Consider the following 24,343-nt stretch of genomic DNA (forward strand, 5'->3'; position numbering starts at 1 on the left):
CATCAGTCATTTTGTAGAATGCTTTCTTAAATATTTATATGTTATAATTTCATAAACAATTACTATTATGATAATGATGAGTATTAATATGAGATTCAACGATGTTAATATTGTGCCTTGTGGACCGAAAGATCCAATTATTGGTATAGGACCTATTAGTACAACGAATGATCCACTTGTATTTCCTCCTGACGGAATGCTGAGTACTCCTCCAATAAATACTATAATAAATCCTATAACAATTAATAATATACCTGCTATCATGATTTTTGTTTGATTGTTCACCATCGTAATCCCCATAGTAATATTATTGCTAGTATCATTATCACAATAGTTAAACTCAGTATTATGATTAACGATTGTTTATCAGTGCCAAATACTATAGGTATAGGACCTATTAATACAACTCCACCTCCACGTACCTCGCTTTTGGGTTTTTGTTCCCCTTGTTTTATTTTACTAAGGCTTGTCATCATTAATGCTATCATTAACACGATGAATCCTAGTATGATTATACCAAATCCAAGTAAGATCAGTGATGAATATGTCGTATCCATTTTCTTTCATATTTTACCTAATCTCTTCGTATATTTATCGTTTATCTCAATAAATTCTTGGTAATCTCCTATGTCGTCAAACGTTGCATTAGAGGTGAACACGTATATTGGCTCATTGTTATAGAACATTTGTAAAATTAATTCATTCATTGGTTTTATGTTTCCGTTTAGGTAATTGAATATTTTTGGCTCCATTATATATACGCCAATGTTCACTAATTGCTTTATAATTGGTTTTTCCTCCCAGCCTTGAAATCTGTTTTCTTTGTCAAATTTTATTACTCCATACTTTATTTTTACATCAATTGGTACCACTGCTATTGTTACGATGGCATTATTTCTCTTATGAAAATCTATCATCGATGTAAGATCTAAATCTGTCACAGAATCTCCATAAGTTACTATAAATGTATCATTGATTAAGTTTTTTATAGTGTAAAGTTGTCCACCTGTACCAAGTGGTGGTCCATGTACATAGTTAATTTTTACATCGAGCCACTTACCATCTCCTAGATAATTTTCTATCATCTTACTCAGATAGGATGTTGTTATTATAATATCGCGTACATTATATTTTTTGAACCAATTGATGATGTGTTCAATAACTGTTTTATCACCTAATGGTAAAAGTGCTTTAGGTATTACGTAGGTTAAGGGTCTTAGCCTTGTTCCTAAACCAGCAGCAAGTATAACACCACGCAAACTGCACACCATAATTCTTTAGAACGTTATCCTTTATATTTGTTGACGCTTATCTATTATTAGGGTATTTATGAGTATGCTAACTATCTCAAATGTTAAGGTTGAGGGTATGAATGATTTACTTACTAGAGGGCAGATTAGCTTCATATCTACTGGTTCTAAAAATCTCGACACACTATTAGGTGGTGGTATTCCTACACATTTAATAACCGAATTTCATGGTGAATTTGGAACCGGCAAAACACAAATTGCTCATCAGCTTTCCGTGAGCGCACAGCTACCCAAGAAAAAAGGAGGCTTGAACTCTCCAGTCATTTATATAGATACTGAAGGCACTTTTAGACCTGAAAAGCTTATTAAAATTGCTAAATACCTAAGATTAAACCCTAATGAGGTACTTAAAAATGTGCACGTGGCAAGTGTAAGAAGTCTTGAGCAGCAGAACGTCATTTTTCAATTATTACCATCAGTAATTAGAGAAAAGAATGCGAAAATTGTAATTGTAGATACTTTAGTAAGTAATATTAGAACAAGTGTTGATGAAAAAGTAGGTAATCAATTATTGTTATTGAAATATTTAGGAATGCAATTGAGAATACTTAAAGAAGTCGCGTATATATTAGGAGCTGCAGTTGTTGTTTTTAATCCAATATCTATGATACCTGAGGGAAAGATTATCATGGTACCGGGCGGTTCTATGCTCAGCGAAAACATGGACATACGAGTATTACTAAAAAAAGTTGAGGGTATAGAAAACAATATTAGGGTTGCTGAATTGATTCAAACGCCCTTAACTAAAGAAGGATCAGTGAGATTTATGATAACTGAAGAGGGAATTAAAGATGTATAAAGGAATTAACACACTAGAACAATATTTAATAGAGCCATATATTGAAACAATATCTAACATAGTGCGTTATCTTTATTATGATAATGTCAATGAAGCATTATCCCAGTTTAATAGTATTAAGTTCGATCAGAAAAATGCATGGCAAAGAGGAATGTACACGGCTCTTAAAGGATTAATAGAAAGTTTTAGGAGAAATAATAATTCAAAAGAATCCCTCATAGAAAAAACATTCAAAAAAATGAAATCAACAGAGATAGAAACCCTTATTACTACTTTCATTAAACGTCTTAACATGCCTTTCACAGACGATTTTGATAGAGGCTATATAATTACAATGATATACATTCTCAACAACATTATTAAAATAAAAGAACAGACAGCTTAACATTAATTAGTCAACATACTCTCTTCTGAGAATTTTTTATTTTTCAGTTAATACTCTATAGAGTGCCAAATACCATCACCAACATAGCGACGGAGAAAAATGTTAAATCAATCATGGAAAATCTCGTTTATATTAGAAATAGAATAAGATACCGTAGAAGCATGTTTCTCTATGATCACATAGCTCAGAACTCATCAAGGTGGAAGAAAGATTATTATTTAATATTAAGTGTTTCCGGGTTTATTAATGTTATAGTTAATGACCAAATTATCAGGAAAAGTAACACATAAGAGAATATTCCTATTGTTAACATCTGTGTATTTTCTTCTGGTGATCTTTTATATCGTTTGATTGCTACATATTGTGATACTGCATATGCAAGTATACCAATTGCAAAGCCAATGCTTTGTGATAGATACGGTGGAAGTACTCCCGCTAATATTCCTGCAATTATTGCTATGACCATTCTCATAAAATATATCTGTCTTCTTATTGGTTCTTCAAGAGTTTTTCGTTTAGCTTCCATTGGAATTGTCTTATCTTCTTGTTTTTCTTGTTTTGGTTTTTTACTCTGAGACATGATAACCAAGTATCTAATTATTATACACACTAATAATTTTTCCCTTTCTAGAGTGTAGTGATAGACAGAATCCCTAAAACACGGATTGATCAGCAATTTCTGAGTAAGATAGATTTTTACAACCTGAAAGCCTCTCTCTTTAGGGCGGGGAGGAGGTCAGTAGGTGAACAGAGCGAGTAGTTTGAACTGATCATGAACTGTTCTTTCTAGTGACGAAAACGCTCAAAAACCGAGTAAGAAAGGTAATGAAAATTCATGAATTTCGCAATAGGCTCTTTTAGCTTTAATTTTGGAGAGAGTAAGTTTTGCCAGTAAGTGTGTAGTATCTTCGAAGTTTTCCTCCAATTTCAACTTTTCTACTTATTATATAACCCATTTCTTCTAGTTCAGTTAGATGTTGATATACTGCAGGTAGAGTAAGTTTATAGCCTTTATCTAATAGTTCGCGCCATATTTCATATCCGTACATCTCTTTGTGTTTAAGAAGATTTAGTATCATATTTTTTACAGAGCCTAGGCCACTTTGTTTAATTGAACGTATTCGTATTAATCTTTTTATTTTTGGGCTTTCAATTAATCGCTCAACAAACTTAACATCTTTGAGACCACTGCCAGTGACTATATAAACTGCACGTTCATCTTTGTCTATAATTTTCTCATCGTATAATTTTTTTAGACCTGCTAAAGCACATGCTGCAGCTGGTTCTGCGTATATTCCTTCGCTTCTAGCTAATAATTTAATTGCATCGATTATCTCATGCTCATTCACAATTAAAAATGTGCCACCAGATTTTCTTACTGCCTCAATAGCTAATTTTAGATATGCAGGTTTTTTTACACACAGATCAGGTATAGCCGATTTTTTTGGGGTATCATGGATCTCATTCAAATATTTTCTTGAATAGATGTTTGCTATTTCAGAACAACCTTCAACCTGAACACCAAATAATCTCACAGAACCTCTCTTAACAAGTCCTAAAGATCTTAATTCATTAAAACCCTTCCAAATCATAGATAAGTGCATGCCACTGGCGGTTGATAATACAATAACATCAGGTTCACTCCATCCAAGATCTTCAGCAATTTCATATGCAGTAGTCTTTAAACCATCCGCAAAAATAGGATCAGATGATGTTACATGATATGCATTATAAATTACTGGGATGACCATTTCTCTCTCTTTGGTTGTTGAAGGAATTAGCTTGGCTCCATACACTATCATTTGATATAACTTACCGAGATCTGTAAAGCCGGAAAAATAAGCATTTAATTCTATACCAGCTTTTGAAGCGTAAGCAGATAAAGATGCTCCCAAATTACCTACACCGTTTAATATCATTTTCTTAACCTTAATATTACCGTGCTTAACAAAAGTAATTAACACAGAGCTACCCCTATCTAGAAATGAACCGGTTGGATTCTTTGATTCGTCTTTAATATACAGGTGTTTTGAATTAAATAACCTACCCAAATTCTCGGCTTTCCTAAGGCCAGTATTACCTTCACCAAGAGTGATAGGAGGAATGTCATTATTTATTGGAAATAATGACCTATAACGCCACATGCCAAGATCCTTGCTAGGGAAACTAGTGATACTGGTATAGTCATATTCATAAATGACAATACCACCACACTTGGGACACCTAGATAAGACTGGTATTTCAGAAAAAACGCTTCCGCACTCTGTGCATTTGAGTATGAACCTGTTCATGATAATCAACTCACTATTGCAAAATCATCATCTGCGGACGCATCAGCTAACCCTCTTCTCAACATCTAATTCAGACAATAAAAATATTCCACCTTTACTAATAAATTTTTATGTCAGTTTAACAAGAAACTCTAAGCTTTAACTAAAGAGCGCTATAAACTAAAACCTTATTTCAGAATATTAGTTTATCAGTTTTGATTTAATAAGTGTGGTGTTCTTAATCTTAAGGGACGATAGTTTTAAAGGTTAGGTAATTATTATAAACTATGTAATGTTTAGTAAGATACTTATAGCCAATAGAGGGGAGATAGCTGTAAGAATAATACGGGCTGCAAGAGAACTCTCTATAAAGACAGTCGCAATATATTCTCATGTTGATAAAAATGCACTTCACGTAAAATTAGCAGATGAAGCTCATGAAATAGGTGAACCTGAACCGTTAAAAAGTTATCTTAACATGGAGCGAATAATAGATGTCGCATTAAAATCTGGTGTTGAAGCTATACATCCTGGTTATGGTTTCTTATCACAAAATCCAGTATTTGCGGAAAAGGTTGAAAAATCTGGGTTCGTATTCATAGGCCCGAGCTCTGATGCTTTGAAAAAAATGGGAGCTAAGTTAGAGGCTCGTGAGCTTGTTTCAAAATTAAACATACCCATAATACCAGGAACATTAAAACCAGTGCCTGATTTAAAAAATGTAGAGGAGTTTGTGGAAAAATTTGGATTGCCAATTTTAATTAAACCCTCAGGAGGTGGAGGAGGAATTGGAATGAAAATTGTAAGAAAACTAGATGATGTAAAAACAGCATTTGAGATATCAAGATCAGAAGCATTGGCTGCGTTCGGCAATCCAGAAATTTACATAGAAAAATACATAGAAAAACCAAGGCATATAGAATTCCAAATTGTAGCTGATAATTATGGTAATATAATCCATCTCTACGAGAGAGAATGTTCAATACAAAGAAGATATCAAAAACTAGTTGAAGAAAGTCCTTCAGTTGCATTAAGCGATGAGCTACGTAAAGAAATGGGAGAAAGTGCAGTAAATATCGCTAAAGCAGCCGGTTATGTTAACGCCGGAACTGTTGAATTTCTTTTCAAGGATAATAATTATTATTTCTTAGAAATGAATACAAGACTACAGGTTGAGCACGGTGTCACAGAATTAGTTACTGGAATAGATATAGTGAAACTCCAAATTAAGATCGCTGCAGACGAGAAACTAAACCTTGCACAAGAAGATATAAAACAACGTGGATGGGCAATGGAAATACGCGTTAATGCAGAAGATCCATTAAACAATTTCGCTCCAAACCCAGGAAAAATTATAAAATATCATGAGCCTGGAGGACCAGGGGTACGTGTTGACAGCGGTGTCTATGAAGGTTATGAGATACCAAGCTATTACGATTCTTTAATAAGCAAATTAATGGTGTGGGGTTCAACAAGATCGGAAGCTATCCATAGAATGCAACGAGCCATATCTGAATACAGTATCCAAGGAATAGAAACAACACTCCCACTACATTCAAGAATATTCCATGATCCCGATTTTATAAAAGGAACAATACACACGCAGTATCTAAACGAGAAACTTGATTACTTTCTAGAAGAAATAAAAACTGAGAGAGCCTTAAAAGCAGCCATAGCTACTCTTTCATATGTTAACATACCCAAAGAAATAGTAAATCAAAAAACATTAAAGTATGTAACCCAAAAAACTAGTAGCATATCCCTATGGAAGTACTATGGTCGTGAAAAATTGCTTAAATCAAGACACTAAATAATCAAAATCTCTCCTAAGAATGTTGGAAGCAGTGGTCAGCATTTTCAAAATAGACATGTTTATAGGTTAATTACATATATTTGTATAATGTTTGAAGCCCAGGATTATTGATTCATCCCAAAACTAATAAGGTTCTAAGTTACGTGGTCTTTGATGGATGCACATAGCTTTTCCCTCTCGATTTTTCGTCGAGGGCTTTCGGGTGAACTCATGAATCCCCACATCTGAATGTTTTACACTTCATCAGCCTGCCCCTCATAGGAAGCCATGCTTCTGGAGCAGAGGGGACAGGTTCTAGAGGAGTCCTTTGGATTTACATCCAAACCAAACCATTTCAGCTTTTACTGATATAATTACCCAATAAAAGGTGAGTGTACTCGAGCATGAATTGGAATGTTCTGGCGTTCCATTTGGAGGGTTTTCTGTTGTTTTTTCTTGAGCTGTTCAGAATCCTATTCTTGATGTTCTTCAGGTTTTCGAGTATTGCTCCGCTCTGTTTTTCTTTTAACTCCTTAGCTATCGTACTCGTTAACTTGTGCATGATATCCCTAATCCTATTCCTCATCACGCTCAGAACACTTCTTGGCTTGAATTTAGATAACTTTTGTATTCTTTGTCTCTTGATTTCGTGAACCCTATGCGCGTGGTAGAGTTCTCTCAAATCGTAACGCTTTATTTTCCCATCTATGAGAGCTGTTGTGTTCGTCAGGTTTACGTCGAAAGATGTCCATTTCTTCGCTTTAGGCTTTTTTTATCAAGTTCTTTGTAAAAGTTTATTACTTAATTTTTTTTCTAGAAAAATGAACATGACTTTAGATCAAAAAGAGTACAGGATTACGCTCGGTTGGGGAGATCAACACAGTGTAAGTATAATAAAAAATGGTGATACATTACAAATTGTGGTTGACGGAGAAAAGATTTTCAAAATAGATGAAATAAAAATCAAAAACTCAGAGATTTTAATGAAAATTAATAATGTTCCTTATGTAGTTAGATTTGAGAATTTGCCTAATGTTATGTATGTAAATGGTGAGTTACTCCTTATAAAATCAGTTGAAGAAAGAAAACCAGATAGTTTAGTTACAAAAACTTCCGTTTCATCAATAACAACTCATGAGAAAGATTTAATAACGTCGCCGATGCCAGGACGTATAATAAAAATATTAGCGAAACCAGGCGTTCAAGTTAAGAAAGGGCAGTCCCTTTTAGTTATAGAGTCGATGAAGATGGAAAACATTATATCATCTGACAGAGATGGTATAATAAAGGAGATTCTAGTATCATTAGGTAGTGTAGTGAACAGGGGTTCTCCATTGATAAGGTTTAGTTCATGAGGGTATTATTCCGTGTTTTTTAGGTAGTCTGTCTTCACGTTTTGTGTCTAATATTTCAAGAGCCTTAGCTATCATGGGGCGTGTCATTTTAGGTTCAATCACATCGTCAACGAATCCCATTTCAGCTGCTTTATAAGGATTTGCAAAAAGTTTTCTATATTCTTCGATCTTCTCTTCTATAAATTTCTCTGAATTCTTAGCAGATTGTATTTCTTTCCTGTAAAGTATTTTTATTGCGGCTTCAGGTCCAAGCACGGCAATTTCAGCAGAAGGCCATGCATAAACCATGTCTGCGCCCATACTTTTTGCGCACATTGCTAAGTATGAACCACCATAAGCTTTACGTAAAATTATAGTAATTTTTGGAACTGTCGCCTCAGCATAAGCATAAAGCATTTTAGAACCATGTCTAATAATGCCACCATGTTCTTGTGCAGTACCGGGCATATAACCAGGCACATCAACAAAGGTAATTATTGGTATATTGAAAGCATCGAGGAATCTGATAAATCGTGAAGCTTTATCAGATGCGTCAATATCTAGTACGCCAGCCATAAAAAGAGGCTGGTTTGCAACAATACCAACACTACGACCCCCTACCCTTGCAAAACCAACAACTATATTAGGAGCCCATTTCTCATGAACTTCAAAAAATTCGCCATTGTCAACTACGCGCTTAATAACTTCTTTAACGTCAAAAGGTTTCATGGGATCAGAGGGAACAATACTCTCAAGCTCAGTATCAATTCTATCAATAGGATCATCGCTCTCAATTCTAGGTGGATCATCCATATTATTAGATGGAATATAACTTAAAAGTCTCTTAACTAGATTAAGGGCTTTTTCATCGTTCTCAGCAACGAAATGTGCTATACCACTTTTCTCAGCATGAACGTCAGCACCACCAAGACTCTCAAAAGTAACGTCTTCTCCAGTAGCTGTTTTCACTACATCAGGCCCAGTTATAAACATGTGAGATGTTTTACGAACCATAATAACAAAATCCATCAGGGCTGGAGAATAAACAGCACCACCAGCACAAGGACCCATGATCACAGCAATCTGAGGGACAACGCCGGAAAGCCATGTATTTCTTTTAAAAATTTCACCATAAGCCTCAAGACTAACAACACCTTCCTGAATCCTTGCACCACCAGAATCGTTAAGACCAATAATAGGAATACCTAATTTGGCAGCTAAGTCCATCAACTTTATTATCTTCTTAGAATACATTTCACCCAGAGATCCACCAAAAACTGTAAAATCCTGTGAAAATATTGCAGCTAACCTTCCATCAATTTTTCCAAGACCTGTTACAACACCATCACCTAGATAACGTTTTTGAGGCATATCAAAATACGTTGACCTATGGATAACAAACATATCAGTTTCTATGAAAGTCCCTGGATCAACCAATAAATCAATGCGTTCCCTAGCAGTAAGCTTACCAGCTTCATGTTGCCTTTTAATACGTTCAATACCACCACCAAGCTTAGCCTGCTCCCTCATTCTCCTTAACTCCTCAATAAGCTCACCCATACTAGGCTTACGAGATTCCATCTCTAACACCAAATAACTAATTTACACATAAGATTTAACTTTATATATGAGCGCTCAGAAAACTTAGAGCTTTAGCTCTAGGATAAATACTGAAAACAAGTCCAATCACGCAGGAAATTCGCTTTCCAGATACCCCCATACCCTCAAAATCTTTACAGACTTGCTATTTATAGAGAACATCAGTGATCGTCGCCGCTCTTTTTCTCATCATTCAGCTCGTAGTCGTACCGCCTGGCTATGTTGATGAATGCTTTGTACGGTAGCCTGTACACGTATCTGGGTTCTGAGTTGAGTAGGAATACATAGCGAATTGTTGTTTTCATTCCTACTTAACTCTTCCCCCTCAATTAGCTCATTGGGGGCTCTTTTGGGAAACCCCATTCACTAGACCTCTTCCTAGGATTCCTTAAGTCGCCTCTTTGAGAGTGTAAAGCCTCTTCATCAAGAAGATATTATGGCTTATGTCTATTTAAGTCTATCTATTTTGAAACTGTTTTTTAAGGCTAAGAGGCAGCGTTTAGCTGCCTTTGTCAGTATTTTCAGAGCAGATAGGTTTAAATATGGTTTGCTCATACGTTTTAGTGTCCCCTCTACTCTGGAAGCATGACTTCCTATGAGGATGGGTGGGCTGGGGTTGACCTTCAGATGTGGGGATGTCGGGTTCACCCCGAAAGCCCTCGATGAGCTAATCGAGAGGGAAGAGTTGAGTAGAGGTGATAAAACACTATGAATCTCTACTTAACTCAGAACCCAACACACCAGAAGAAAGCCCTCAGCATGAGAGGGGTTAAATCACCGGCAAATCCCGCGAACCTGGTCTGTAAATAGCAAAAATTGAAAAAGCTATAAATCTTAATCCATAATGTTTTGATTAGAGAGCAATTTACTATTTTGAAATTGAAAATCTGAGGATCAAATTATTCATTAAAGAACTTATAATCATCAATTAAAATGATCCTGTTTTTTAGTGCTCCTTTCCATCCTGTCTTGTTTATTATTTGTTTAAATTCTTCTGGAGTGTAAGGTTTTGGTTCGAAACCTGGTTTTTCTTCGTTTTTAAAGAGTTCATATCTATCTAAAAATCTTACATTGTTGAATGCTTCGCTTACTATTAGTATGTCAACATCGCTCCATAAATTGAAATCTCCTCTAACATAACTTCCATAAAGTACTATAGTAACTTTTCCTAATTTTTTCTTAACTTTTTTAGCAAAAGCTCTAACGCTCTTGATTACGTTATTTCTTTGCCTTTTCCTTTCTTTTAAGATTTTCTCCAATACTCTTCACCCAATCTAATATCTTTTCAGCGCATTCAATAGCCTTTCTTTTATCTTCTTCAGTGTAATAAACATAGGGTGTGGAGCCTGGTAGAGCGTCTGGATATCTAGTTGTAATATAAAGCCTTCCTAAATACATCGCGGACTCTAGAATATCTTTTTCTACGTTTATTTCTGTTTTTTTGATTAAGACCAGCATATCATGCCCAAAATAATCTTTTCCAAGAAGTATTAGAAGACCTTTTATTGCCAGTTGTGCTGATTGTTCGGCCTTAAAACATGACCAGTTGTTATCTATTTCTCTCTTTGCACTCTCCAATGTTTTTTCGGCAGATTCTAACCATCTTAAATATTCTTCCCAATCTAACATATTTTAATTATTCCGTAGAGATTTTTAAAGTTATTATGATTTAACACTCTCCTCCGCTAAAGTCAAGATGTTCTTGCTTCTAAGATTCTCGTTAGTCTATCCCCTTACCTTCTCCTTTTAAGCGTCTATGAACTTCTTCTGACATTCACTATACTTTAGCCTTTTATAAGTGAACTCGGTTTGACGGAAATTCTAATACTATCACTATAGAACTTGTATAATTGTGGATTAAGCTGTATGAAGAACTTTCTGACAATAGGTTTTTCACTTTCGCTGTGTCTCTTCCTCCAATTCTTCAAGGATCGCTAAGGTTATCTTACATGCTGAGTGGCAGAAAATCGACCCTTGTTAATGGCTTCCTAGAGACGCTCTCCGAAGAATTCCTATGTTTAATATGTCTGATGCTAATGTCAGTCGAAGATATTTTATTGTGTCTGCTAAAATATTGAACGAGACATCCCACCGTCCACAGTGATGATGGAGCCGTTTATGAAGGATGCAGCATCTGATGTTAAGAATAGTACAACGTCTGCTAATTCTCGTGGGGAACCAAAACGATTTAATGATGCTAAGGATGCTATCTCTTTTTTAATGCTTCTTTTAGATTTTTTCTCTTTTTGAGCAAGACGTTCTATGAGTCTTTTTGCTCCTTCTGTCATAAAAGAACCTGGTAGTATAGCATTAACAAGAATTCCTTTTGAGCCTAATTCTCTTGCTAATAATTTTGCTAACGGGAGTATCGATATACGAGTAACATCTGCAAGAGCTAGTACAGGCATGGGCTCTTTTATACTAACAGATCCAAGGAAAATAATCCTACCATAACCTTGTTTAATCATGTAAGGAGCAATCTCTAACGTTAACCATACAGGACTTAATGTGTAAAGCTTCACGGCATACTCCCAGTCTAATGGAGATGTCTCAAAAAACGTTGCAGGTTCATTATCAGGATTTCCGGAATTGTACACAAAAATGTCGATGCCACCTAAAAGTTCTACAGTTTTCGAAACTAATCTTTTTACATCATCATAAACAGTCAAATCACAGGGAATACCGTACGCATTTAGTGAACTCTTTCCCTTAGTTAAACGTTTTAACGCTCTAGACACATGTTCAGGATTTCTTGATGATATAACTATTTTAGCTCCCTCCTCAAAAAATCTTTTAGCAATAGCATAACCAATACCACTCGTAGATGCCGTAATTAATACCTTTTTATCCTTAAACATTAATCTCATAATATTTCCTTATAATGTAACTCATCTAAGGCTTAAGTATTTTATCATAAAATGAGCACCAAGAATCTAGAACTTTGTGGGATGAGTCAGTGAAATTTAAAATAAGATTTTGTTAAGAATATCTCCTTATAGGAAAACATGTACAAACATAGTCCATGGAGTAACAATCCCTATAGTATGAAAATGTTGTGAACCTCTTAACAATGAATAAGCTTAAGTATTGGGGGTGATACTTAGTATTAGGGGTGATACTTATCCTCTTTGATTTAAGGGTTCTGAACTAAGTATGGATATGTATGGAATCCATACTTAGTCCTTGAGCCTCAACGCTCTCGTCCTCCTCTGGGTTCATTGGAGGGCTCATCGAGCTCTGCTCCCTTCGGGGTGAACCCATGAATCCCCACATCCTAAGGAACGTTTTCCAAACGTTTATTGATGCATTCTTCTGCCTATCGATTATAAAACCGCATTTTGGGCACTCGAAGACTGCTCCCCTTAGGTCTTTATTATAATACCCGCATCTGGAGCAGGTCTTAGATGTACCATAAGCCTTAACAAATACTGTTGTGTGTCCATTCCATGCAGACTTATATTCTACGTACTTTTGGAGCTTAATGTAGTCGTGTTTGCTATTCTGCCTATTCATGCTCCTACTCTTTGTCCTAGCTATTCTTTCCTTGAAATTTTTTAAATCCTCGAACACATTTGTCCTATCCGATAACTGTTTTGCAAGTTTATGTAATGCATCGTTAACCCTGTTTCTCTCTCTTGAACCGTACTTCTTCAGGAGCTTCTTCCTCGTTTTTCCGGGTAGCTTCTGGATAATCCTTCTCTTCAGCTCGTACGTTCTATGAATTGTGTAGATTTCCTTCAGGCTTATCGAGTAATGCTTTTCACCATTAAAACCGTCCAAAGTTAAGAGGTTTACGTCCCATGCTATTGGGTCTTTAATCTTTAGCTCCACCTCTTTTCTAACAGTAACTGTAAGCTTGTCCTGTTTAAGTATGAGTTCGCCAAATTCTAAGCCATTTATTTTATCCCAACACCACGTCTTTCTCAAATCTATAGTTATACTCTCTTCGTAAGGTCTTACTGAAATCCTGAGAATTCCATCCCTGTAACTGTAAAGAGTTTCCTTAACTCTAACGAACTTCCTCCTCAGTTCAGGCCTACTTCTTCCAGCCCGCCCACGAAGGTACCTCTTCCTCCACGATTCAAGCACGGAATAAGCCTGTTTTATCGCGGAGTCCACGTAATGCTTAGAGTAAGCCCACCCCTCAAGATACTTATCTCTAAGCTCTTTTCTAAAAGTCTTATCTTTCCTCAGAAATGGTATAAGCCTCTTCCCATTCCTATTCCATGCAATGTTCCTCCATAAGTCATCCAGGATAGCGTTTAAGATGCGCATGTAATCCTCTATGAGCTCGTTCACCTCAAGGTTATGCGGTATCGAGTACGCTTTAACCAACAAGCTTCCTGACACCTTCAACAACCTCCCTATACTTACGGCTCCTCATTCCATAGAGCCTTCCAGCGAAATGAGCAACTATGGTGATCAAGTCCTCCACAAGCTCTTCATGAGGTGCCTTCCCTTCATGGTTTATCACTTCTATTTCTGTTCCGAAAACTATGAACATTTTCTTTAAAGTTTCAAAACCAAATCTTGTGAGCCTGTCTTCGTAAGCGATTATCAGCTTGGATATTTTCCTTTCTGAAACCATATTTAAGAGTTTCAGGAAGTTTTTTCTGTTTTCGTTGAGTCCAGAACCAACATCCGTTAGGATTTGAATTTCACCGTAACCTTTCTCTTTAGCGTAGCTTGAAATGAGCTGTTTCTGTCTTTCAAGGTCATCCTTTTGTGTTGAAGATGAAACCCTTGCATACCCTACAATAATTCTTTCCTCTCTTAAACCAAGGATTCGTTTTATTTCGCTCTCGGGAATCCTCCTACGTCCTCCAAGTGTTCTAACGCACCTAATCTTGCCCTGCCTATCCCATTGCTGAATGGTCCAGGTGGTGACTCCAAGAAGCTTCTTCGCCTCCTTGATCGTATAGAGCTTTTCGGGCATCAATATTCTTCTATACCCACCAATATTTAAACATATCTATTTTGAAACTGCTGAAAGAAGCGTGCAAATTATGGGCATGCAAGTTGAGTTTGATTGGAGTGAGAAGGGGCTTCTTCTCTCTTCCCTACTCAATTCTATAAATGAGTGGATGGAAGAGGAAAACAGGTACCTAGTAATAGCTATTGATGAAGCTCAGTTGCTTAGAAACATGAAGGGAGGAAAGGGGAGAATAGATTTTAGAGAGGTCATAGCCTACAGTTATGATAACTTGACACGTGTAAAGTTTCTACTCACAGGATCTGAGATAGGATTGCTCACAGATTTTATTGGGACGGAGGATTATGAAAGTCCACTCTATGGAAGAGGCAGGGGAGAGTTAGTACTAGAGAGGTTTAATGAAAATAAATCTATTGCTTATTTGAATGCAGGTTTCAATGAGTATGGGATAAACGTCAATATTGACATGGTTGAGAAAATTGTGGATAAGCTAGATGGTATAGTTGGATGGCTTACCTTAATTGGTAATACTTCAGTTAGAATGAAAAAACTTGATAATGAAGTTATAGAATCTGTTATTGATATGGCTAAGGGTATGGTTAAAAATGAAATTCAAAAACTTTTACAAACATCAAGATACTACAGACTTATACTTAAATCCATTGCTAGAGGTAGTATTCACTGGAAAGATATTAAAATGGATGTTGAATCGTGGATAAATAGTCCAATTACAAACAGCCAAATATCTAGGGCATTAGAAACGCTGCTTAAACTTAGTATTATTGAAAAAAGGGCTGAAGGATACTTTATCGTTGACCCAATAGTTAGAGAATTCTCGAAGGAACTCTGACCACATGTTAAAAGAAATATATCCCTGAGTATATATGTTTGTGGTATAAATGAGACTAGTCGTAGCTGGATTTATAACAATTGATGAAATAATCCTGCAAGAGAAGAGATTTACATCATTAGGTGGTTCACCAAGTTATGCAGGTTTCGCAGCAACAATTTTTAATGCAAATGTGAAAGCAGTATCTCGCATAGGTTATGATTTTCCTAAAGAATATTTAAGTATATTTTTTGAAAAAAATATTAGCTTAGGAAAAAATTATAAATCTTACATAACACGAACAACGAGGTTTAGAATCAAAATCATTAACAATGAAAGAGAACTTAAGTTGCTATATAGATGTGATGAACCAGATGTAAATGAACTTTCAGTAGATGCTGATGCTCTAATACTTAATTCAGTTACTGGAGAGCTTAAGTTCAATAGTGTAAAGAATTTTATTACAAATTTTCCAGTAAAATACCTTGATCCCCAAGGATATCTCAGAACCTTTACTGGTGATGGAATAGTTGAACTAAAACGCCCAAATGATGTATCTTTCATTAAATATTTTGACATAATAAAAGTTGACATGGAGGAAGCGTCAGTATTAACGGATACAAAGAATCCAATAGAGGCTGCAAGTAAAATATCAACCTACGGAAACAACATAGTGCTTTTAACAATGGGAGAAAACGGTGTTATAATAATGAAAAAGAATGATGCATATTCCATACCTGTACCGAACATTAACATAACAGAAAGTACAGGTATGGGTGACATTTTAGGAGGTATAATGATAACAGAGTATGTCAAGAGTGGTGACGCACTGTGGGCGACAGCGCTAGGGGTGGCAGGCTCATCATTAGCAGGTTCCAGTAAACTAAATGGTATAAACAAGATCATAAACCTAAATCAAAATGATATAATAGATTTAGCACAGGATATATACGAAAAATATAAAAAACTATGATTTTTTCACTTTTCTTTTCTCTCTGACGAGTATAGGTCTTTCGATTCTTTTTGAATAAATATAAAACGAAACTGGGATAATAATCATCGGAACAAACCACATGATACCAAATTGTACTATATTAGGTAGGTCTCCTAATCGTTCAAGCAAATATGATGTGTAAGGAAGTGCAGGCTTGATAGAATATATTATATTTTCGCCATAGAACACTGGAACCATGTAAAACAGTTCTACAGGAACAAATAAAATAAGAAGACCCATGATCACATGTTTACGATCTAGTTTATTGGAAGCTCTTAACAATGTTACATAAACGTACCATGAAAATCCAAAGGTTATCAAAGAAGTTAAGGATCCAATCAATACTATAAGCGTAAAACTGTATCCATAATATTTAATCAAATATACAGGAGTAATAAGATACACTAAAGCTAAGTATGCTATTACTGTAGCGAATAAAAAACGCACGTTATCACGCTTTTTAGTACTCTGTACTCTCATCGATCCTCATATTTCTTAAACAAGCTAGGTTAAAATATTTTTGTATTCTATTTATGTAAGATGTGGCCCCAAACAATAGAAATCGCAAAAATAATCTTGACGCTCATAATCCTAATACTAACATCATATATGGATTTACGCACAAGAGAAGTTGATGACAAAATCTGGATTATATATGGTTCCATAGGAGGTTTTCTCACAGTCATAGAACTCATGTTAGGACAACTCTCAATACTACAAGTATTAATATCAATAGGTACTGGGATCATGTTAGGTTTGGCGCTATTTTATGCCTTAGGTTTTGGTGGTGCAGACGCTAAGCTAATCTGGACACTTGGAATAGTGCACGTCATCAATCCAATGCAATTACTAGGATACAAACAACCAGTATTCATAAACCCAATATTTATCGTAACAATATTGATCAACTCAGTTTTCATCTCAATAAGCGCTGTAGTTTATAACCTAGCAAAAAACATACGCTGGTATCTTTCAGGCAGAAAACTATTTGAGGGATACGAAAAAACAATCCTCGAAAAAATCCTTTTGCTACTGATAGCATATAAAACAAGCAAAGAACAACTCATAAAAGATAGGTTCGCTATAACAGTTGAAAATGAAACCGAGACAGGAAGAACAATTAAACTAATTGGTCATGGAAAAATAGACCCACGTGAAGTAGATTTTAATAAGATCGAGGAGAGAGTACCTCATATAAATAAGTATGAAACATTCTGGGTAGAAAAACCATTACCATTCCTTGTTTTTTTAACTGGAGGATTCATTACAGCATTAATTTTTGGTGACATATCAATTGCATTGGTAATGATTATGTTGAGAAGAACGATCTGACAATGATTCAAGCTTCCGCCAATAAAAGTCTGAATATTACAAAAACCAAAATATTTAAGCTAGTATTGCATGTTATGAATAGTGGTGTAATTATGTTCTTAGATCCGTTATTGAGAAATGGAAAGGGATTATTTCTTGCATACGACCATGGTTTTGAGCACGGTCCAGCTGATTTTAATGAACAAAACGTTGATCCGTCATTTATAATGGATATTGCCGTTAGAGGTGGTTACACTGGTGTGATTCTCCATTATGGGGTTGCATCAAAATATTATGATGGTAAGGTGCCATTGATATTAAAATTAAACGGTAAAACAAATCTTGTACAAGGTGATCCGATTTCTCTTCAAGTCTCTACTGTAGAAGAGGCTGTAAGTTTAGGTGCTAAAGCTGTTGGTTATACGATATATCCTGGGAGCATTCATGAACATATAATGTTTCAAGAATTTGCTAATATACGACGCGAAGCGCATGAAAGAGGATTCGGTGTTTTACTTTGGTCATATCCGAGAGGTCAAATGATAAAAAATGAGCTCACAAAAGAGATCGTTGCATATGCTGCTCGCTTAGCATTAGAATTGGGCGCAGATGGTACAAAAATTAAATATACTGGTGATACAGAATCATTTAAATGGGCAGTAAAATCTGCTGGTAAAGTAAAGGTCTTCATGTCTGGCGGGCCTAAAGCCTCCACAGAAATTGAGTTTCTGAAACAAGTTCAAGGAGTGATGGATGCAGGGGGTTCAGGTGTAGCTGTTGGACGCAACGTCTGGCAAAGTAGAGATCCATTAAAAATGTCAGAGGCTCTGAGAAAAATAGTACTTGACGGATATCGAGTAGAAGAAATAGCAAGGAGTTTTGCTGACAGAGATTAAGGACAGATAAACGCCACAGGCTCCAGTTTTCAGATTTTTAATATTTAACTCTCTTCTTCTAAGCCTAAGTCCTCTTCTGTTGCACTCTCCTCCTCTTTTTCTTCTTTAGCTAAATTTTCTGCGTATTCTATTGCTGTTTTCTCAACTTCTTCATCAACGTAATATGTTATTACTGCAAGTTTTTTATCAATATAACGATCATCCGTTAGTATACTTTCATATGAAGTTATGTAGGCTGGTATCGCGATTAAGCCTTCATTTCCCTCCTTAGTTAAGTTGAATTTAGAGTATATTTCGTATTTTTTCGGATTTAGCGGCAATTTGAATCTATGTATTATCTCATCTCTTACTATTGCGAAGTCAGAAATTTCTGGATTCCACTCATTTAATATTTGTGATACTATTTGCTTTAAATTTTTGTTAAGGTCATCACTCCTGCGCTCGGACTTAACTATTTTACCATCATTTACATAAATGATTAATGTATCCACTGTCAACTATCTCCTCTATTAACTGCCTCACTAATCATATTTATAGCTTTCTCTAAGTCTGGTTTACCGTTTTCATCAAGCGGTACCCTGTTAAAAACGTGTACCACTTCACCGTCATCAAACTCTATGAAAAGTTGAGGTATTTCTATACCACCGAATTCATCTTTACTTCCGTGAGCAACTAAATAATCCCAGTCTTCTTTCCTTTCCTCTATTGATAGATTAAGTTTTTCTGAGGCTTTTTTTGCTGCTTCTTTTACATAATTGCTTGATATTTCCCAATCTGCTATTACGATCACAATTTTTTTAGCTTTACTCATGTAGATATCACCTAACAAACTTGGTAATACAAACTTAAAATGTTAACGCTTGAATTCTACTTAGACACGTTAATATTTCGGTTAGAATTATTTAGAACTAGGTTTCAGCATGAGTGCGAAAAGATATCCACCTGAGGATGAGAGTGGGAATATAGAGTACAAACTTACACTTAGTGAAAATTATGAGGATAAACTTGAAAAATTATCAACACAGATCAAGTATAGAGTTAATGAGGGTGGTGGTGAAGCTCTATTTGTTCTCGGTGTGTCTGATGATGGTAAAGTCGTTGGTCTCTCGGAAGAAGAATACAGGAGATCTTTTGAACTCTTAAAGAAAGCTGCTGAGAAAGTTAATGTGAGAGTAGGAGAACTGAGAACTGAAAGAGTAAATCATGGAATTGTTGCACAAATACTGTTAAGAAGAACTAGGGAGGGGGATTATCCGATCTGTTTAACAATACCAGTCCTTGGAAATGCAGATAGTGGTAAATCAACAACAATAGGTGTTCTAGTTACTGGAGAACTTGATGATGGAAATGGAAAAGCTATGAGGATGGTTGCAAGATATCTTCATGAAATAAAAATGAGACGTACATCATCCATTGCTCACAGACTCTTAGGATTTGACGTTGATGGAAAGCCAGTGAATTATGAATTTGATTCACCACTTAATGAAGCAGAAGTATACTTGAAAAGTTTCAAGATAATAAGTTTTGTCGATCTAGCTGGTCATGAAAAGTATCTTAGAACAACGTTAAAAGGTGTAATGGGTCATGAGGCTGATTATTCAATGATGGTTATAGCTGCAAATTCAGGATTAGTAGGAACCACAAGAGAACATTTTGGATTAGCGGCAGCTCTTAAAATTCCTATATTTATGGTTGTAACAAAAATTGACATAGCACCAAGAGAAATACTTGAGGAGACTCTCGAAGGTATAAAAAGACTCGTAAAAATGCCAAGTGTTGATAAAATACCACTAATAATCAAAGGTATGGACGATGTAATCGTTGCTGCGGTGAACATGCCTAGTGGAAGAATAGTCCCCATATTTTTAATCTCTAATACGACAGGAGATGGACTTGCTTTATTAAGGAATTTTCTTAATTTATTACCCCCAAGAGTACGTTGGACTGAACAGCTTAATGAACCATTTAAGATGTATATTGATGAAAAATTCAACGTAACTGGAGTAGGTACTGTAGTAAGTGGGCTAATAATAGGAGGTAGTGTGAAAAATGGTGATGAATTACAGTTGGGTCCTATGAGCAATGGGAGTTACAAAATAGTAAAAGTTCGTTCCATACAGGTGAACAGAGTCCCAGTATCTAGCGCAATAGCTGGACAAGATGTAACGCTAGCTTTGAGTGGTGTAGAATATGATGAGATAGATAAAGGCATGGTACTCCTTAACACGAGCATGAAAATACGTCCCATTTGGAGTTTTGAAGCAAAAGCAACAATACTCCATCACCCTACAATGATACGCCCCGGCTACCAAGCAGTTTTACATTTACATTCAATAAGGCAATCGGTCATTTTTGAGTGGCTGAGCAAAAGTCCGCTTAGGACTGGTGACACTGCAACAGTAAGATTACGTTTCATGTATAGACCAGTTTATTTAGCCGTTAATGACAAATTTGTTTTTAGAGAAGGCAGAACGAGAGGTTTAGGATCTGTAACTAAAATACTTTAAAAGTTAAATTGCAGCTCAGTTAGACTTTTCTCATCACTTTTCAGAACCCGAGTTCTCAATCATTGCTGCACAAACAACCTAAGGTTGTTAGTTAAACAAAATATTTAAGTGTATCGAGTTATCTCACATACCTCTTAGGCCGAAAGATTTTAATTATCAACCTATAAAGCCTTCTAAGGAACCTTTACCTAGGAGCGTCTCAAAGTCTATTCCTAGTGCATCAAGCAGTTGTTCATATACTGTTTTCATATGATCAACGTATTTATCTACATCTATTTCATCGATTCGTGCTAATTGAACAGGCATTACGTTCGTATCGTTTCTATTCACTTTAACAAATGTAATTGTCATACCTTTTTTAACAGGCACTCCATATTTTTTAAGCATTAATGCAGCTTTAACATGTTGTGGAGTATTTTTATCATAATTTTCGGGGTCTTTTCCAAGTTGTGCCCTTATGGCAAGTTTATCGAGAGTTATTCGCCTACCTTTTAACATATGATACTGCTCACTTACGATTTTCCAAAGTTGTTCTTTTGCGTGCTCAAAATCGTCCGGCGTGTTAACCTTTGAGAGTATATCTATCACATTCTTAAAGGACTCTTTAAGAAAATCTGGTGTATCCCTCTTTTTACCCTTTAATCCTTTAACTTCAAAAGTCCCATCAGATAATATTCCAAAGTAATTCTTTTTCCTGTTAGAAAATGAAACGTACCTATAAACCTTATCTACATCAAGATCACTTTTTAATTCCTCCTCAGCCCATTTTATCAGAGTTTCCAACTGATTCTTAATTGGATTATAAATGAATAACGAATCGGTATCACCATATAGTATTTTTAATTTGAGTTCTTCAGCCCTTTTCATCGTACTCTCGATATATTCCCTACCAATAGCAGTTGTGCTTTCAGCCATAGGTGGACAATATAAGGCAAAAATCTCTGCACCAAATACACCGTATGAAGCATTAAGAATGACTTTCATGGCTGATTGGACAACATTAAATTGGAATCTGATCTCTTGAGATAAGTTCTTATCTTTTGATTTAGGCTTATACCAATTAACTCTTAGATCTCTTATTACACCTATAAGAATGCTAGTTAATCCTCTCTTTTTAGCACATACCCAATGCGGAGTATTAGGTATAGGACGCTTAATCTTACACTCATCATGATGACATCTGATAGTCTCATATGATAGATTCCAAACTTTTAATATTGAAGGATAAAGTGAGGCAAAATCAAGTACGACCACATTAAAATGAACACCAGGTACAGGTTCTATAACTTTAGCACCCATGTACTTTTTACCCTTGATCATAGCAGCTGTGGTAGCACCACCCTTAACATTTATTATCTCCTCTTTATTAGGTATAAGATAACCTCTCCTTCTATGCTCAAAATAGAACAGACTTTGAACCCACTTAGATACGCCCAGTCTAGTTACATCCTCGAGTGGTAATCGTGATATTCGTGCAAGTAGTAGCATAAGAACAATAACTAAACTATTATTAAACATAGTTAATTCCAGTGTGAGTTCAGCATCATGAAGACAGTATGCTGCTAACTCACTATAACTAAGCTCGTTAACAACTTTATCGATTTTAACTTTTCCCTTACCCAATAAAGCGTTAGAAATTGCCTCTAAATCCTCATCCTTATATTTATTACTAAAAGCATAAACTTTTATTGCCCTATTACTAAAGAACTTATAAAGATCTATGTGCACGCCTGGAACAACCATAGCAGCATCACGTGTAAGTATTATAGGAATTTTTTCTTTAGATATGCCAAGTTTTATAGCTCTATGCCAAAGATAATTAAGATCAAATGCATCACCATTAAAAGTTAAAACCATAGGATAATCAGCGATAACCTTGAAGACATCCATCAGAAGGTCACGTTCATTATCATAAAATTTAACCTCTGCCTCAAGTTTAACTTTTTTATCTTCATCTCGCACATCGTTACGTCTTAAGATATGAACAACCCTCAACCCATCACTACCTACAGCAGATACTGCTATCACAGATAATCTTGCCTCTTCAGCGTCTGGTAACGTGTTCTTCGTTTCCATTAAAACTTCTATGTCAAGAGCTACTCGTCTAATATCTATAATAGGATAGCTAAGTATTGAAGTCCATTCAATAAGAGCGTCTACATACTCAAAATCCTCCAATTCATTGGGAGATAACACTTTCCTAATAAGCTCATCTTCCATCTCTTTAGATAACATCACATTCATAGGAACTAAATTTCCATTAACTATGCGATACGCTAAACCAGGTATTAGCTGTCTATCATAAATATAACAATGATGATACCTAATTTTTGCCTCCCAATTTCTGGTGATAATCTCACGCAATGAATCCTTACTACCACCAACAGAAAGAGGATCCTTAGCAACAATCTTTGTCATTGTTACACTTTTATCCCTAAGTGCATCATAAAGCTTAACTCTTTCAAAATGATCAAACCCCTTATGACCGACAACTTTAACATTATTGCGCAAATCATCAGGAGAAATATCAGTATAAAAATAAGGCTTATGACCAGAATTATCATACCAATAGCAAATCTTCTTCGACTCAGGATCATAAAGTTTAACTAACGCACATCCCTTCTCACCATCATATATTACAGATAAAAGATAACAAGGTCCAGTATTTTGCGGCTGTGGAGCCTCATAGATCGTCCTACCCTTAACCAAAATTTCTTCTTCCTCACGTTCTCCTTCCTCTTCAGTGGACTCTTCTTTTTCTTCCATCATTTTATTCCAGTAAAGAAATACACAAAACCTTTAAAAGCTCTAACTTTTTCATATATTTCTTTCAATCATAATAAAATCAAGTAAATTCAATAAATATTTTCATAACAGATTATAATAAATATCTATTAACATGAAATTATACAAAAATATAATAAAAAATCAATTAAAACCAACTCATAATGTTATTCACGAAGAAACATGACATTATTATTCTTATTAATAAAAACTTTAAATAGAAGCACCTGAAAATGTGTGTCAACAGAGAAACTTTATAAGAAACAGCTTACTAATTTTTAATAGATAAAAATGGCTCTTGGACCTATGGAATGGATTGTAATTGGTATTATAGTAATAGCACTGATAATCTGGGGACCGAGTAAAATACCAGAACTAGCCCGCGCATTAGGACGTGCAAAAAAAGAATATGTGAAAGCAGCGGAGGAGGATAAATCCGAGACAGAAAAGATAGCTCAAAAACAAACAAGTGATGATAGGTTAATAGAGGTTGCAAAGAGTCTTGGAATTGATACAGAAGGTAAGACTACAGATCAAATTGCTAAAGAGATAATAGAGAAAACAAAAGGTAAAAAGAGTTAAACTCTACAGAGTGTAACG

Annotated in this window: 26 protein-coding genes; 10 read left to right on the plus strand and 16 right to left on the minus strand. The window is 35.5% G+C overall.

Features of this window, described 5'->3' with window-relative positions:
• Positions 1 to 6 precede the first annotated feature (6 nt).
• Genes QW128_08475 through QW128_08485 form a run of 3 tightly spaced genes read right to left on the minus strand, consistent with a single transcriptional unit; the run spans position 7 to position 1,259 of the window.
• Positions 7 to 288: a hypothetical protein gene (locus QW128_08475; protein MEM3833599.1), complete on the minus strand. Its 282-nt coding sequence runs from the start codon at positions 286 to 288 to the stop codon at positions 7 to 9.
• Positions 282 to 557, minus strand: a complete 276-nt coding sequence (locus QW128_08480; GenBank protein MEM3833600.1) for a TIGR00304 family protein — start codon at positions 555 to 557, stop codon at positions 282 to 284. The genes QW128_08475 and QW128_08480 overlap by 7 nt, the downstream gene beginning before the upstream one ends.
• A 6-nt stretch (positions 558 to 563) precedes the next feature.
• A complete protein-coding gene (locus QW128_08485) occupies positions 564 to 1,259 on the minus strand; it encodes a nucleotidyltransferase family protein (GenBank protein MEM3833601.1) in 696 nt (231 codons plus the stop codon).
• A 70-nt stretch (positions 1,260 to 1,329) separates the two neighbouring features.
• On the opposite strand from QW128_08485, the gene QW128_08490 reads away from it, so the two are divergent.
• Positions 1,330 to 2,109: an ATPase domain-containing protein gene (locus QW128_08490; GenBank protein ID MEM3833602.1), complete on the plus strand. Its 780-nt coding sequence runs from the start codon at positions 1,330 to 1,332 to the stop codon at positions 2,107 to 2,109.
• Entirely contained in the window at positions 2,102 to 2,494 is a 393-nt protein-coding gene (locus QW128_08495; GenBank protein ID MEM3833603.1) for a hypothetical protein, read from the plus strand. Before QW128_08490 ends, QW128_08495 begins: the two co-directional genes overlap by 8 nt.
• Positions 2,495 to 2,708: 214 nt before the next feature.
• Here the strand turns inward: QW128_08495 and QW128_08500 are convergent, their stop codons facing one another.
• Together QW128_08500 and QW128_08505 are read right to left on the minus strand one after the other, a co-directional pair.
• Positions 2,709 to 3,074 carry a hypothetical protein gene (locus tag QW128_08500; protein MEM3833604.1) on the minus strand — a complete coding sequence of 122 codons (366 nt, stop codon included), beginning with the start codon at positions 3,072 to 3,074 and terminating at the stop codon, positions 2,709 to 2,711.
• A gap of 283 nt (positions 3,075 to 3,357) precedes the next feature.
• The gene (locus tag QW128_08505; GenBank protein ID MEM3833605.1) at positions 3,358 to 4,785 is read right to left on the minus strand and encodes a pyridoxal-phosphate dependent enzyme; all 1,428 of its coding nucleotides are present in this window, start codon (positions 4,783 to 4,785) and stop codon (positions 3,358 to 3,360) included.
• A gap of 271 nt (positions 4,786 to 5,056) precedes the next feature.
• Here QW128_08505 and accC point away from each other — a divergent pair, with 271 nt between their 5' ends.
• The gene (gene accC / locus QW128_08510) at positions 5,057 to 6,574 is read left to right on the plus strand and encodes an acetyl-CoA carboxylase biotin carboxylase subunit (GenBank protein MEM3833606.1); all 1,518 of its coding nucleotides are present in this window, start codon (positions 5,057 to 5,059) and stop codon (positions 6,572 to 6,574) included.
• Positions 6,575 to 6,911: 337 nt separating this feature from the next.
• Here accC and QW128_08515 read toward each other — a convergent pair whose 3' ends face one another.
• The gene (locus tag QW128_08515) at positions 6,912 to 7,142 is read right to left on the minus strand and encodes an IS200/IS605 family accessory protein TnpB-related protein (GenBank protein ID MEM3833607.1); all 231 of its coding nucleotides are present in this window, start codon (positions 7,140 to 7,142) and stop codon (positions 6,912 to 6,914) included.
• Between the two features lie 241 nt (positions 7,143 to 7,383).
• Between QW128_08515 and QW128_08520 the strand changes: the two genes are divergently transcribed.
• Entirely contained in the window at positions 7,384 to 7,911 is a 528-nt protein-coding gene (locus tag QW128_08520) for an acetyl-CoA carboxylase biotin carboxyl carrier protein subunit (protein ID MEM3833608.1), read from the plus strand.
• Here QW128_08520 and QW128_08525 read toward each other — a convergent pair.
• The 6 genes from QW128_08525 to QW128_08550 form a co-directional block, all read right to left on the minus strand.
• A complete protein-coding gene (locus QW128_08525) occupies positions 7,906 to 9,471 on the minus strand; it encodes an acyl-CoA carboxylase subunit beta (protein ID MEM3833609.1) in 1,566 nt (521 codons plus the stop codon). The two genes, QW128_08520 and QW128_08525, sit on opposite strands and share 6 nt — an antisense overlap.
• Positions 9,472 to 10,388: 917 nt before the next feature.
• Positions 10,389 to 10,748 carry a nucleotidyltransferase domain-containing protein gene (locus QW128_08530; GenBank protein ID MEM3833610.1) on the minus strand — a complete coding sequence of 120 codons (360 nt, stop codon included), beginning with the start codon at positions 10,746 to 10,748 and terminating at the stop codon, positions 10,389 to 10,391.
• Positions 10,708 to 11,118 (minus strand): HEPN domain-containing protein, encoded by a 411-nt coding sequence (locus QW128_08535; GenBank protein ID MEM3833611.1) that lies wholly within the window; start codon positions 11,116 to 11,118, stop codon positions 10,708 to 10,710. Before QW128_08535 ends, QW128_08530 begins: the two co-directional genes overlap by 41 nt.
• Before the next feature lie 437 nt (positions 11,119 to 11,555).
• Positions 11,556 to 12,356: an SDR family oxidoreductase gene (locus QW128_08540; protein MEM3833612.1), complete on the minus strand. Its 801-nt coding sequence runs from the start codon at positions 12,354 to 12,356 to the stop codon at positions 11,556 to 11,558.
• A 280-nt stretch (positions 12,357 to 12,636) separates the two neighbouring features.
• A complete protein-coding gene (locus QW128_08545) occupies positions 12,637 to 13,839 on the minus strand; it encodes a transposase (protein MEM3833613.1) in 1,203 nt (400 codons plus the stop codon).
• On the minus strand, positions 13,817 to 14,431 hold the full coding sequence (locus tag QW128_08550) for an IS607 family transposase (GenBank protein ID MEM3833614.1): 615 nt from the start codon (positions 14,429 to 14,431) through the stop codon (positions 13,817 to 13,819). The genes QW128_08545 and QW128_08550 overlap by 23 nt, the downstream gene beginning before the upstream one ends.
• A 64-nt stretch (positions 14,432 to 14,495) precedes the next feature.
• On the opposite strand from QW128_08550, the gene QW128_08555 reads away from it, so the two are divergent.
• Together QW128_08555 and QW128_08560 are read left to right on the plus strand one after the other, a co-directional pair.
• Positions 14,496 to 15,272, plus strand: coding sequence for an ATP-binding protein (locus QW128_08555; GenBank protein ID MEM3833615.1), 777 nt, complete (start codon positions 14,496 to 14,498; stop codon positions 15,270 to 15,272).
• 49 nt (positions 15,273 to 15,321) lie between these two features.
• Positions 15,322 to 16,224: a PfkB family carbohydrate kinase gene (locus QW128_08560; GenBank protein MEM3833616.1), complete on the plus strand. Its 903-nt coding sequence runs from the start codon at positions 15,322 to 15,324 to the stop codon at positions 16,222 to 16,224.
• Here QW128_08560 and QW128_08565 read toward each other — a convergent pair.
• Positions 16,219 to 16,725 (minus strand): hypothetical protein, encoded by a 507-nt coding sequence (locus QW128_08565; GenBank protein MEM3833617.1) that lies wholly within the window; start codon positions 16,723 to 16,725, stop codon positions 16,219 to 16,221. The two genes, QW128_08560 and QW128_08565, sit on opposite strands and share 6 nt — an antisense overlap.
• 60 nt (positions 16,726 to 16,785) lie before the next feature.
• Here QW128_08565 and QW128_08570 point away from each other — a divergent pair, with 60 nt between their 5' ends.
• Together QW128_08570 and QW128_08575 are read left to right on the plus strand one after the other, a co-directional pair.
• Entirely contained in the window at positions 16,786 to 17,577 is a 792-nt protein-coding gene (locus QW128_08570; protein MEM3833618.1) for an A24 family peptidase C-terminal domain-containing protein, read from the plus strand.
• A gap of 92 nt (positions 17,578 to 17,669) precedes the next feature.
• Complete coding sequence (locus tag QW128_08575; GenBank protein MEM3833619.1) at positions 17,670 to 18,452, plus strand: aldolase; 783 nt, start codon at positions 17,670 to 17,672, stop codon at positions 18,450 to 18,452.
• 44 nt (positions 18,453 to 18,496) lie between these two features.
• Here the strand turns inward: QW128_08575 and QW128_08580 are convergent, their stop codons facing one another.
• Both QW128_08580 and QW128_08585 read right to left on the minus strand, forming a co-directional pair.
• A complete protein-coding gene (locus tag QW128_08580; GenBank protein ID MEM3833620.1) occupies positions 18,497 to 18,943 on the minus strand; it encodes a DUF2286 domain-containing protein in 447 nt (148 codons plus the stop codon).
• A 2-nt stretch (positions 18,944 to 18,945) separates the two neighbouring features.
• Entirely contained in the window at positions 18,946 to 19,263 is a 318-nt protein-coding gene (locus tag QW128_08585; GenBank protein ID MEM3833621.1) for a hypothetical protein, read from the minus strand.
• Between the two features lie 109 nt (positions 19,264 to 19,372).
• Between QW128_08585 and QW128_08590 the strand changes: the two genes are divergently transcribed.
• Positions 19,373 to 20,959: a GTP-binding protein gene (locus QW128_08590; GenBank protein ID MEM3833622.1), complete on the plus strand. Its 1,587-nt coding sequence runs from the start codon at positions 19,373 to 19,375 to the stop codon at positions 20,957 to 20,959.
• Between the two features lie 156 nt (positions 20,960 to 21,115).
• On the opposite strand, the gene QW128_08595 is transcribed toward QW128_08590, so the two are convergent.
• Positions 21,116 to 23,728, minus strand: coding sequence for a DNA-directed DNA polymerase I (locus QW128_08595; protein ID MEM3833623.1), 2,613 nt, complete (start codon positions 23,726 to 23,728; stop codon positions 21,116 to 21,118).
• A 321-nt stretch (positions 23,729 to 24,049) separates the two neighbouring features.
• On the opposite strand from QW128_08595, the gene QW128_08600 reads away from it, so the two are divergent.
• Complete coding sequence (locus QW128_08600; protein MEM3833624.1) at positions 24,050 to 24,325, plus strand: twin-arginine translocase TatA/TatE family subunit; 276 nt, start codon at positions 24,050 to 24,052, stop codon at positions 24,323 to 24,325.
• Positions 24,326 to 24,343 lie beyond the last annotated feature (18 nt).

This window comes from Thermoprotei archaeon, from assembly GCA_038881895.1.
Taxonomy (GTDB): domain Archaea; phylum Thermoproteota; class Thermoprotei; order Gearchaeales; family WAQG01; genus JAVZOV01.